Here is a 12,218-nt window from a genome sequence, read left to right as displayed (position 1 = left end):
AAGACAGCAGATTGGAGAAACAGTATGGCTTTAATTGATGAAGTAAAACAAGTTTGCGATCGCCTAGCGTCTCAAGGATGGCGAGACTTACTTTTACAACATGGTTTAGATATTACTGCAACTGACTTACAGCAAGAACTTGCAAAAGAATTACCCTCAATTGATCGCACTCTTGCAGGATTTACCGACTTTGCATCCGATGGAATTCGCGGTATCGAACCAGGAAGCCCTGCACGCAGTTTGTTATATCACGCTTTGGCAAGTTCAGCGGTGCATCCTACAGGTAATAACTCTGAAACTTATCCGACTTTGGCAGAGTTGGATGCGATCGAAAACTACATCTATAGTCTCACGAATCGTCGTCTAGCCGATTTTCCTAACGCAGTTATTGCAGTCTTTGCGTATCAGTATCGTATTGCTGCACGGAGTCCGCATAGAATTCATGCAGATATGGCATTTTCGCGTACTGGAGTTGCGCGGGTGGGGACAACTGCGGCAAATTATAGTGCCTTTCGACGTAGTTTTTGGGTAGAATCTGAAGACCATCGCCTTGCGGTAATGCCTGCACGTTATGCAGCTTTTCTGGCGGAAGAACGTCTTTTGAGTGCTGAGGATGCCATTTTAGAAGAACAATCAGGCGATCGCACACAGCAATTTCTGTTTCCTATACATAAATTATTTCCTGGTGATGAATGCTTGCGCGATGTCAATATCACCCTAGAGTTTCTCGAATATCATCGCAATGAGAAACTACAGCGCGTACATACGCATGGTGGAATTCCTGTTTTAGATGGATTTGATATTAATCAAGCGCCATTTGTCCGCGATTCGCATAGTTCGCGTGACTTGGTAGAATTACAATCTGTCAACGCCTCAGTTTTACTCGTACCGCAGCCAACGCCACAGTTAGTTTATACCTCAACACAGCGAAATTCTGTAAGCAATCGTGATGAAATTGTTCGATTTCAGGTACCACCAGAAAACTTCAACAATCGATTTTGGACATCTTACCAAATTGCCGCAAATGGTCGAGGGCGAGAAGCACCGGAATACGTCAATATGCGACATTTGGTAGAAACAAGTGCGACAGGCGAGCAAAAATTAGTTGATTTGAATAAAGAAATTGCCTCAGAAGACGAATTTTTACAATTTCTTGCCCAAGGAGGGTATGAAGCCGCACACTTTAGCGATAATTCGTGTGATGGTTGCATTAGTGTCAACGTGAATGGTTTATCGAGAAATCTGGCTGTACGTCCAGCGTATTCTTTAGTCACTGCACCAGATTTCTTTCCGCTTGCAGATCAAATTGCAATTGAACGGTGGGTAGATAACTTTTTACCAACTTTACGCGATCACTTTAATCAAGGAGGACCATCGCCCTTATCCGAAGGAAGACAACCGCCAAATCCAGATTTACCTTTACCAGATAGTGAGACGAAAGCCTTTCAACGCGACGAAACGGCGATCGCTGCAATTGTTGGTAGCGCACCTCGTACTACTGATTTACCCGAACTCTTTCAACCTGATAGCTTAGTTAGTTTTCTTCCTGATGCAGCTTCTAATGTTTTTGCCCCTGGCTGGGATGTTTCTTTAGGACAAGATCGCCGAGGAAACTTCTACGCAGCTTATGGCTTGGGTAGTCCTTTTCCTGAAGATGCTAAACTTTGTGCGGCGCTAAATTCATTTTGGCCTGCGGTAGCGCCTGATGCTGCACGGACTTTCGCGATTCTTTCTGTACCGACAGCATTACCTTTACTCGATAGCGAACTTGGTTATCATCCACAGCATCCCCGCGTGAAAGCTGGAGAAGTCACCGCACAAAAAGGATGGGATGGCGAGTATGGTCCATTTTTTGAAGACTTTGATGGATTGTTTGTCAATTTTGCGAATAAAGACCGCTCTGATTATATTTCTAATACGCTTGCAGGGCAAATCCGCGTATCAGAACTTGCGCAGGTAGACAGTGCAGAACTCATTCGACGTATGGAAGCCTTACGCTTTTGCATTCGCGAGTTACCGCCAAATGATACAGTCAGTACGACTCAATTGTTACTCGTCGCTGCGGAAAAAATTGCCGATTGGACACAAAGAAGCGATCGCGCCCGATCGACATTGCAAGGTTCCGGCTATTTATACGTATTTGCCACAGTTCAAGGAAGCGAACAAATTACCAACGATGTCCGCCGCAAACGTCTGCGCGTGCGAAATCGTTTCACGTGTCAAATAACGCAAGATACTTTGTGTTGGCAACAAGACGACGGTGAATTTCGATGTGTATCAATGCTTAGCGAATAAATTCACTGCTAGACAAACGAAGTCCACCTTTGTGGACTGATTGCTAAAACTTTTAATAAAAAGTGTGCAGAGGACATCTACGATTCATGCATGATTTTCAATGAACCGATCTGAAGAAACAATTGATGTACTCATTCTCGGTGCGGGACCCGCAGGCACAGCAACCGCGATACAATGCGCTCAAGCTGGACTTGATGTCACAATTGTTGAACGCGAACAATTTCCGCGCGATCGCCCTGGAGAAACACTGCACCCAGGAATTGAACCTTTACTACAACAACTCGGCGTTGCTGAACAAACATTAACTCCTGACTTACTACGTCATCCAGGAATTTGGGTGCAATGGGCGCGATCGCAATTTGTCCGCTTTGGTCAAGATGATGCAGAGGTATGGCGTGGTTTTCAGATATGGCGTGCTGATTTTGATGCTGCTTTACTCAACCATGCTAAAAAGTTAGGAGTTAAAGTACGACAACCCTGCGGTGCTAAAGCACTACTTCTACGTGCCAATCGAGTTGTAGGTGTAAAAACATCGCTGGGCGCTTTATATGCAACCTTTGTTGTTGATGCAACTGGTAGTCACCACTGGCTAGCGCGTCAATTAAAATTACCAATTACGTACTATAGCCCGCGTTTAATTGCCCGCTACGGTTACGCTACAGGAGTTTCCCAATCTTCACCCGCGATCGCCGCAGATAATCAAGGTTGGACATGGACAGCCCAAGTACGCCCTCAACTGTATCAATGGACGCGACTATCCTTCAACCAACCCATCGATAAACACTGGATTCCCCCAGAAGCCCAACTGCAACTCATTAAAACCAACGCCGCCGACGTCACCTGGCGCATCGTCGAACAGCCAGCAGGTAAAGGTTACTTCCTCGTTGGCGATGCAGCATCCGTACTCGATCCAGCCGCTTCCCACGGTGTCCTCAAAGCCATTATGTCCGGTATGATGGCAGGACACATGATTACCCAAATTCTCAACCACACACAACCCGAAAACATCGTCACTCAAGCCTACAATCACTGGCTACAAACCTGGTTCCACCACGACATCAAAAAACTCAAACAACTCTACGCCACCCTACCAACCCCCCCTCAATGGCTCTAAATCCTTTGTGTCCTTTGCGTCTCTGTGGTTCGTTACACCATCATCGCCTGCTGACGCAAACTCGCAATCGTTGCGATCGCATATTCTCCCACGCGCTCAATTTCCTCCTCGGTATTAAATCGTCCAATTCCAAACCGAACCGACGCATAAGCTAAGGTTTCAGAATGTCCCAACGCCATCAAAACGTGCGAAGGTGCAATTTTTGCCGAAGAACACGCCGCACCTGAAGAAACCGCCATCACAGGCTGCAATCCGAGTAACAGCGCTGCACCATCCACACCCTCAACCGAGATATTCAAATTTCCTGGTAATCTTTGCGTAGGATGCCCATTTAGGTGAATTCCAGGAACTTGACTCAACTTTTGCCACAACTTATCCCTTAACATTGTCAAGCGCTGTGTTTCCGTTGCTTGTTCGGCTAAGGCAATTTCTACCGCCTTCGCGAATCCAACAATCTGCGGTGGATACAAGGTTCCCGATCGCATTCCGCGTTCGTGTCCCCCACCGTGTAACTGTGGCGCAAGTTGGACTCTAGGATTGCGCCGCCGTACGTATAATGCGCCAATACCTTTAGGGCCATAAACCTTGTGTGCAGTCATTGATAATAAATCAATTTTCATCGCCTGCACATCTAGCGGAATTTTACCAATTGCTTGCGCAGCATCAGTGTGAAATAGAACATTGCGATCGCGGCACATTTGCCCAATTTCTGCCAAAGGCTGCAACACGCCAATTTCATTATTTGCCGTCATCACAGAAACTAATACCGTATCAGGGCGAAATGCTGTTTCTAATTCAGTTAAATCGATTAATCCGTCGTTTTGTACTGGTAACAATGTGATTTCAAAACCAAGCGATCGCAAATACTCACACGGGTCAAGCACTGCATTATGTTCGGTTTGTACCGTAATAATATGCCGCCCTTTTTGAAAGTAAGCTTCAGCAACTCCTTTAATCGCTAAATTATTCGCCTCTGTCGCCCCGCTAGTAAAGATAATTTCTTCGGGTGTTGCAGCGATCGCCTCTGCTAAAATATTCCGTGCTTGTTTAACCGCCGCCTCTGCTTCCCAACCATAAAGATGACTTGTGCTCGATGGATTGCCAAAGCGTTCTGTAAAGTATGGTAACATTGCGACTAACACACGCTCATCTACAGGCGTAGTTGCATGGTTATCTAAATAAATCGGGCGATGAACCATATTTCCTAACTTAATACTTGTCTTATATTTTTCAATATACCGAGAACTTTATATAACTCATTTTCACGCTTAAGCAGCGTCAACTGCTCAGATAGTGCATACTGAAGAATGTCTTGTTTAAGAAGCTTGAGAAATATAAATTCACTACCGTTTGTAACTAATCCGAATACCGGATTTTCTGGATATGGGCTGCTTAGCATATAAGCTAGAGCTTGCGATATTGCTATATACAAAGAAAATACAGTACTCTTTGATTCAATAACAAGTAACCAAAACTGTTGCTTTAAAACTAAGACATCAATTTTACCTTTTACAACTTCTCCTTCATCTTCTTGTCTGATTTCTATAGATTCTTCAGTTTCTACATAAAAAGGAGGACGATAAAAACCTGCCAAATCAAGTAATGGTGATAACACTACCATTTTTACCAATTCTTCAGAAATCGGACGTTGTTTAGCCAGATTTAAGTAGTTTGATTTTACTCTATTTAGATAGCATTTTTCTTGCTCATTAGGTTCTACATAGTGTTCTAATAAGCATTCTGCAAAGAATTGTTCTTCATTAGAGAGTTGAAGACCAAACTTTTCCTCTAAGTAAGCAATGCCAATATTACGAGATTGAATAACTTGAATCATTTTCTTGACAAGAAAAAATATTATCTTAAGTTGTGTTATCTTTTAAAGAGTATGTTATGTACATCTGAAAATTAACTAAGTATTGATATTTAAATTATAGAAGACATAGTTGAAATGAGCAAAAATATGCAGCGTGAATTCGCTAGCCGTGATGAGTTAGTTGCCTACTTACGCGAACAATTCCCAGAAGCAGCACGTGACAATCATATTTCTCAAATTGTGGGAGGACGAAAAGCCGCAGAAACAGCATTAGAAAAAGTCGATGCAGCCCAGTATACTAAATCGCGAAATTTTTTAACAGGTGCAGTGACAAAGCTTTCACCATATATTCGTTATGGAGTTCTCAGTTTAGCTGAAATTCGAGACTATGTTTTGCAAAAAGTGAAACATCAAGATGAAGCAACAAAACTCATTAATGAACTAGGTTGGCGTGATTATTGGCAGCGATTGTATGTCAAGTTAGGTAATGGTATTTGGGAAGATCAAGAACCTTATAAAACTGGCTACAAAGTAGAAGAATATCAACAAGAATTACCCGAAGATATTGCGCATGGAACGAGTAAACGGGTGTGCATCGATAGCTTTAGCCGCGATTTAAGGGAAATTGGCTATTTACATAATCATATGCGGATGTGGCTAGCAGCATACATTGTGCATTGGCGGCGTGTGCGTTGGCAAACTGGCGCAAAGTGGTTTTTAGAACATCTTTTAGACGGCGATCCAGCGAGTAATAATATGTCATGGCAGTGGGTTGCAAGTACTTTTAGTCATAAGCCGTATTATTTCAATCGCGAGAATTTAGAACGCTACACCGAAGGAGTGTATTGTCGTCAATGTCCTTTATATGGTAGTTGTGACTTTGAAGGCAGTTATGAAGAGTTAGAGCAACGGTTGTTTCCTAAAGGAGAGTTTAGTAACAACCGTGGTAGTCAAAGTTGGCAACGGGGGAAAAAGGGGCGACGAGTTAGGAGTTAGGAGGAAGTGAAAGAGTGATTCGTAATGAGTGACTAGTGGCTAGTGAAGAGAAGTGCATAATTGCTATGTTAATGAACTTATCGAACCCAAATTTTTAGGGCTATATCAGCTAAATGTTCAGCACGCTTTTTAATTTCTTCTTCGTTCCAAGCGCTGATGTTTTTGAAATACTGGTTTAAGGTCACGTTGCTAGCAGTCAAGAGCGATCGCTTTTCAGCAAAACTTTTATTAGAGAGTTCAGAATTATAACCTGTTAGTGTTAAATTACCTAAATTATGTATCCATTCTTTATGAATTTTACTGTAGTTAGCACCTAAATCTGCTTGCCATTGCTTATTTAAAGTTTGAGGCATAATATGCTCTAAATTCAAATTTTCAAAATTGACTTGTTCTTTAGTTAACGTGGCTTCAATACTTTCTAGTAGTAGCTTAACTCTATCATTTAGTCCAGAAGTTTTACTGTATAAAGTGTTTTGAATAAGTGCTTCACGAAATTTTGCATCTTCTGGAAAAATTTTAGTAGTTTTAAAGCTTCTGAGAGTTTGACGTAAGCCTTCAACTAAATTGTTGGGTTCTTTTTCTTTCACATCATTATATAAATCATTGAAAACTGTACCCAGCGCTCTAGTAGAGATTCCTGTTAGCCAACGCCGGACAAAATAGGACTCTAAATATCTTATAATTTGCTCAAACTCTGCTAGCGATATTTTTCCTTCTTCATAATCTCGATATACGTTGAGTAAGAATATGTGACAAGTAGTAAAATCTAGCCTTTTGAGTCGTTTGAACCATCGCTTTAAGCTATCATTGGGCTCTTCATTTTCAAAGTTGAGGCGTAAGTAATAATTAGCAAACTGAATGATTTCTTCGAGTTGACTTATGACAGTTGCTTGAGATGAATCAAATTTTTGTTTTATTGCTTTGTAGACTTCCTTTTGACTAATCGCATTACCATCTTTACGCAGGTAAAACCAAAAGGCATTTGTTAATTCATTGGCAAAGTCATCTCCTGTATAATGCTTGAATTTTGATTGTAAGGGCAACCAAAGATTTTTATATACCACTTCTTGTTCGTGAGCAGGTATTTTCATAAAAATATAATTTCGCACCAGGTCTATTTGACTTAATTCTTCTCCTTTGTTATTGAGGCTTTCAAAAATAAGATAAGGGTTATCGTCCTCATCAGAGGTAATATTAACCAATAAAATTTGTTCTAGAAGAATCGCTTTGAATTTGTTGAGATCTAGTATGTTACCGTCCTCAAGCCCTGGTTTTTTAAACTTTGCTTCAAAAAAATTATAAGCTTCATAGATTAATCCTACTTTATTTATATCTTTAACTGTTTTTGCTGTAATAATGCTTTGATAAACTTCGCGATCGCTTTGTGTCGGCAATACCTTATAAATATCATTATCCTTCTTAAATTTGTTAATTAAATACAACTCCTGAACTTCGTTTGCTATAACTTTGTCAGTTTTTTTGAGATAGTTTCGCAAAACTGCTAGAATAATTGTTAGTGTTGTTAAGCGTTGTTGTCCATCGATGACAACAAATGGTGAAATTCCGTCTGCGGTACCAGGTACAGCTTGAGTTACTATTGGGCCTAGAAAATAATAGCCTTTGATTTCTTCTCTGTAGAGACTCATTAAGTCTTCCCACAGTATTTCCCAGTTTTCCTTTTTCCAAGAGTACGATCGCTGAAAAAGTGGAATTTGAAATTGTTTAGTACCTTCTAGTAAGTTACGGAGTGTTGTTTCGGAAGCTTTCATTCTGACTCAACATTACAGATTATTCTATTCAAGAATAATGAGCCTGGTAGAAAAATAAAGCCTAACTCCAGATGGATTTGTACTAAAAAAGCTGATGAGCTATACTCTTCTTATTTTCGCGAGCCTCGGTATCTAATATCGCGTTTTAATACGTAATTCTTAGCAAATTGAGGGATATCGCCACGATGTACCATAACAATAACTGTATCGCCGATTTCAAGCAATATTTCGTGTTTGAAAAGACATTAATTGCATCATCAGGAAGTACAGTCGCTAAAGCTTTAGCGCGTTGGATACCAACAGCGTATAATATGGTTTCATCTGCTGCATTGCCATGTTTGACAAAATAACCTTTGGCTTCGGCTTTCGCGTCGGCGATCGCCATTACTATCAATCACCAGCTGCACAATACCACCGACGATGAACACTACCGACGTGTAGCCTGCGACAATGACCAAAATTGTAAAAACTCGTGTGCTGGTGAGGTAATTGGTCGTACTTCGCCATAGCCTACACCAAAAATGGTGATAGCTGACATATACACTGCATCTAAGAGACTCCAGCCCGCTAGCACATATCCCATCACCGCAATGATAATGGTGGAGACAAATGCGATCGCGCAAGCGCACTACCGAAGGTAATCGCGCCGAGAATAATATTCCTAAACGAGCTTTTCATTAGGATTGAAGTAAATGTAGCGAAATTCTCGTCTACTAAAGCAAAAAAATACGTTTTTAAGCATCATCTATTCAATAGCAGCTAATGGCATAATTTTCTAGCTACTACAAATACTCTTTCAGAATTTGAATGAATCAACCGATTATTTGGGTACACGGTGATTGTCTCAGTCCATACAATCCTGCGCTTAAAGCTTACGCAAATGCACCAGCGATTTGGGTTTGGGATGACGCCCTGATTGCAGAATGGCAATTAAGCCTCAAACGCCTAACTTTTATCTACGAGTGCTTACTCGAATTACCCGTAACCATCCGGCGCGGCGATGTCGCTACCGAAGTGATGGCGTTTGCGCAAGAACACAATGCTAACCTTGTTGTCACCGCCGAAAGCCCTAGCCCGCGCTTTGATGCGATTTGTGATGAAATTGAAAAATCGATGTCATTAGAAGTGCTAGCTATCGAACCCTTCTTAAACTACGACGGCTATATCGACCTTAAGCGTTTTTCTCGTTACTGGAAAGTTGCCGAAAAGTATGTATTTCGGTAATCGATGGTAATAAAACAGTTAGCTTGACAAAAGCTAATAGCTACTAATATACACTTACATGAATGTTCCTATTAAGCAGTATGCCAAGCTACTAGGTGGCTACTTAAAGCCGCAGCAAGGGCGCGTTGCGTTGTTTGCGGTTGCATTGCTGACAAGTATTGGCTTACAAGTTCTGAGTCCGCAAATTCTAGGCTATTTTATTGATACTTCAATTGCTGGTGCATCTGGGCAAGTTTTATTTATTGCTGCATTACTTTTCATTGGTGCTGCATTCTTAACGCAGTTATTATCAGTTGTTGCGACTTATCTAGGCGAAAACGTTGCTTGGACTGCGACTAACGCGCTTAGAGCAGATATTGTAGAACACTGCATTCAATTAGATTTATCGTTCTATAAATCACGCACATCGGGTGAGTTATTAGAAAGAGTGGATGGTGATGTGAATGTTTTGTCGCGCTTCTTTTCGCAATTAGCAATTCATACATTAGGTAATGGCATCCTCTTAGTAGGTATTTTAGTCGCACTGTTTTTCGAGAATTGGTTAGCAGGCGTAAGCTTAACGCTATTTTCGCTCGTTGCCTTGACAATATTGTTAAGTTTACATTCTTTTGCAGTAGCACCCTGGACAACTTATTTGCAAATTAGTGCAGAATTCTTTGGCTTTATTGGAGAACACTTAGTCGGAAGAGAAGATATTCGCGCTAATGGTGCTGTTAGTTATGTGATGCGGCGTTTCCATCAAATTTTGCAGCGCTGGCTACCAGTCTACCAAAAAGCTCGCTTTACAAGTACGATCCTCTGGTCTACGTCGGTTGGTTTATTCACCATTGGAAATGCGATCGCCCTCGCAGTAAGTGCGTATCTATGGAATCAAAACGCAATCACTATCGGCAGTGCTTACCTGATTTTTCACTACACTAACTTACTCAATCAACCAATCGAACGCATTCGCGAAGAACTTGAAGAATTGCAACAAGTCGAAGCGAGTATTCACCGCATCCGCGAACTTTTGCAAGTACAGTCGCGATTAAGTGCAGGAGGCGATCGCCCTCTTCCCCAAGGCGCGCTATCGGTAGGGTGCGAACAGGTTTGGTTTACTTACGAATTAGCACAGCAAACACCTTCAAATTACCTCACGCCTCAAGAGTGGACACTCCATGACATCTCGTTTTACCTTCCTGCGGGTCAAATTCTGGGTTTGTTAGGGCGCACAGGTAGCGGTAAAACCACATTAGCGCGGCTGTTATTACGGTTTTACGATACGCAATTAGGTTGCATTCGTTTGGGGGATGTGGCGATCGCCCAAACACCACTTACAACACTACGACAACGTGTTGGTTTAGTCACGCAAGATGTGCAACTTTTCCAAGCGAGTGTGCGTGATAATCTCACCTTTTTTGATTCTACAATTTCCGACGCTCAAATTCGGCAGACGCTAGAACTATTAGGACTTGGAACTTGGCTGCGATCGCTTCCTGATGAGCTTGATACTCAACTAGATTCTAATAGCGGTGGACTCTCCGCAGGACAAGCACAACTACTTACTTTTGCCCGCGTTTTTCTCAAAAACCCTGGTTTAGTCATTCTTGATGAAGCATCTTCTCGCCTCGATCCGATCACCGAACACTTAATTGAACAAGCTGTCGATAGATTACTCAACCGCTGTACAGGAATTATCATTGCCCATCGTTTACAAACGGTACAGCGCGCCGATCAAATCTTGATTTTGGATCGAGGACGCATCCTAGAGTACGGCGATCGCCAAAGTTTACTCGATAACCCGCATTCGCATTTTTCTCGATTATTAAAGGCAGGAACTACAGATTTTTTGGTGTAGCCTGGCGACTAAAGTCGCGGCTGAAAAACTAAGTCCACTTACGCGGACTCATAAAACTAGCTCTTTTCTGACGTATTATCAGGAGTTAATGCAAATAATTAGCGTTTATCATAATAAGAATTCTTTGGCTAGCTGAAGACTTATCTTGATTTTGTTGGAGATCGCTTGATGCGTTTAATACTTTCAGATGCAGATTGGGGTGAATTGTGGCAAGAAGAGACAACAGCGATCGCGCCATCCGATTTCTCTGAACAAGTCTGCAAATTTTCTGGGCAATTTGGTAGGGGAAATGATCGCTATATTCCGCTACGCAATGGATTGTACTTAATTATTTGCGATTATCAACTGTGGCAAGATGTCACTTTAGATAGCCAATCTTATTATACTTACCCAAATAGTCTTTGTATCAGCTTTGTCGTTTCGGGAACGGTGAGAACGATTCACCATGCATTAACGGACTACATTTTTGAAGTGCCTGGAAAAAACCACATAGAATTTATGCCTGAAGGCAGAGAAACTGAAGATTGGTCGGCGGGCGATCGCATTATTAAAATCCGAGTGGGCATTACAACAGAAGCGCTGCGGACAATGAGCCATGATTCCGTTACTACCTTGCCCAAAGAACTAAGACTACTCGCTGAAGAACAAGAATTACCACCTTTCTATCGCCTGGAAACAACTACCCCTGAAATGCATATAGCGCTACAACAGATCTTAAATTGCCCTTATCAGGGATGGACGCGTCAGTATTATTTAGAAAGTAAAGCATTAGAATTACTCATTTTGTGGTTAACCCAAGCATCTAAACTTGACAAAACACCGAAAATATGTAGTCTTTCTTCTAGTGATATTGATTGTCTTTATCGAGCAAAGGATCTTTTAACCTGTAACTTAAGGCAACCGCCTTCATTGTTGGAATTAGCGCGGCAAGTTGGTTTGAATGACCGCAAGTTGAAGCAGGGTTTTCGTCAAGTGTTTGGTACAACAGTTTTTGGCTATTTGCACGATCGCCGAATGCAGCAAGCACAACAGTTACTTATTGCAGGGCAGATGAATGTTAAAGAAACAGCGCGATTAGTCGGTTACGCCAGTCAGAGTTCGTTTAATGCAGCATTTAAGAAAACATTTGGTGTGAATCCCAAAGCGTTACAACGAGGAGTAAAGCAGTAA

Annotated in this window: 10 protein-coding genes; 6 read left to right on the top strand and 4 right to left on the bottom strand. The window is 41.7% G+C overall.

Annotated elements, in window-relative coordinates; translation table 11 throughout:
* Positions 1-24: 24 nt before the first annotated feature.
* Together GLO7428_RS23100 and GLO7428_RS23095 are read left to right on the top strand one after the other, a co-directional pair.
* The gene (locus GLO7428_RS23100; RefSeq protein WP_015191008.1) at positions 25-2,295 is read left to right on the top strand and encodes a hypothetical protein; all 2,271 of its coding nucleotides are present in this window, start codon (positions 25-27) and stop codon (positions 2,293-2,295) included.
* A gap of 100 nt (positions 2,296-2,395) precedes the next feature.
* Positions 2,396-3,409: an NAD(P)/FAD-dependent oxidoreductase gene (locus GLO7428_RS23095; RefSeq protein ID WP_015191007.1), complete on the top strand. Its 1,014-nt coding sequence runs from the start codon at positions 2,396-2,398 to the stop codon at positions 3,407-3,409.
* Between the two features lie 32 nt (positions 3,410-3,441).
* Here GLO7428_RS23095 and GLO7428_RS23090 read toward each other — a convergent pair whose 3' ends face one another.
* Both GLO7428_RS23090 and GLO7428_RS23085 read right to left on the bottom strand, forming a co-directional pair.
* Positions 3,442-4,608, bottom strand: a complete 1,167-nt coding sequence (locus tag GLO7428_RS23090) for a cysteine desulfurase family protein (protein WP_015191006.1) — start codon at positions 4,606-4,608, stop codon at positions 3,442-3,444.
* Positions 4,609-4,613: 5 nt separating this feature from the next.
* Positions 4,614-5,243, bottom strand: a complete 630-nt coding sequence (locus GLO7428_RS23085) for a hypothetical protein (protein ID WP_015191005.1) — start codon at positions 5,241-5,243, stop codon at positions 4,614-4,616.
* A 126-nt stretch (positions 5,244-5,369) separates the two neighbouring features.
* Here GLO7428_RS23085 and GLO7428_RS23080 point away from each other — a divergent pair, with 126 nt between their 5' ends.
* Positions 5,370-6,218: an FAD-binding domain-containing protein gene (locus GLO7428_RS23080; protein WP_015191004.1), complete on the top strand. Its 849-nt coding sequence runs from the start codon at positions 5,370-5,372 to the stop codon at positions 6,216-6,218.
* Between the two features lie 77 nt (positions 6,219-6,295).
* Here the strand turns inward: GLO7428_RS23080 and GLO7428_RS23075 are convergent, their stop codons facing one another.
* Together GLO7428_RS23075 and GLO7428_RS29185 are read right to left on the bottom strand one after the other, a co-directional pair.
* Positions 6,296-7,987: a DUF262 domain-containing protein gene (locus GLO7428_RS23075; protein WP_015191003.1), complete on the bottom strand. Its 1,692-nt coding sequence runs from the start codon at positions 7,985-7,987 to the stop codon at positions 6,296-6,298.
* Positions 7,988-8,132: 145 nt separating this feature from the next.
* Entirely contained in the window at positions 8,133-8,372 is a 240-nt protein-coding gene (locus GLO7428_RS29185; RefSeq protein WP_041918741.1) for an NAD-binding protein, read from the bottom strand.
* Positions 8,373-8,794: 422 nt separating this feature from the next.
* Here GLO7428_RS29185 and GLO7428_RS23065 point away from each other — a divergent pair, with 422 nt between their 5' ends.
* From GLO7428_RS23065 to GLO7428_RS23055, 3 genes are all read left to right on the top strand, one after another.
* Positions 8,795-9,211, top strand: coding sequence for a hypothetical protein (locus GLO7428_RS23065; RefSeq protein WP_015191002.1), 417 nt, complete (start codon positions 8,795-8,797; stop codon positions 9,209-9,211).
* A 58-nt stretch (positions 9,212-9,269) separates the two neighbouring features.
* Positions 9,270-11,048: an ABC transporter ATP-binding protein gene (locus GLO7428_RS23060; RefSeq protein WP_015191001.1), complete on the top strand. Its 1,779-nt coding sequence runs from the start codon at positions 9,270-9,272 to the stop codon at positions 11,046-11,048.
* A gap of 168 nt (positions 11,049-11,216) precedes the next feature.
* Positions 11,217-12,218, top strand: a complete 1,002-nt coding sequence (locus tag GLO7428_RS23055; protein ID WP_015191000.1) for an AraC family transcriptional regulator — start codon at positions 11,217-11,219, stop codon at positions 12,216-12,218.

The sequence above is a fragment of the Gloeocapsa sp. PCC 7428 genome, assembly GCF_000317555.1.
Lineage (GTDB): Bacteria > Cyanobacteriota > Cyanobacteriia > Cyanobacteriales > Chroococcidiopsidaceae > Chroogloeocystis.
The sequence above is the reverse complement of the archived record's forward strand: the minus strand, read 5'-3'. Positions and strand labels throughout refer to the sequence as shown.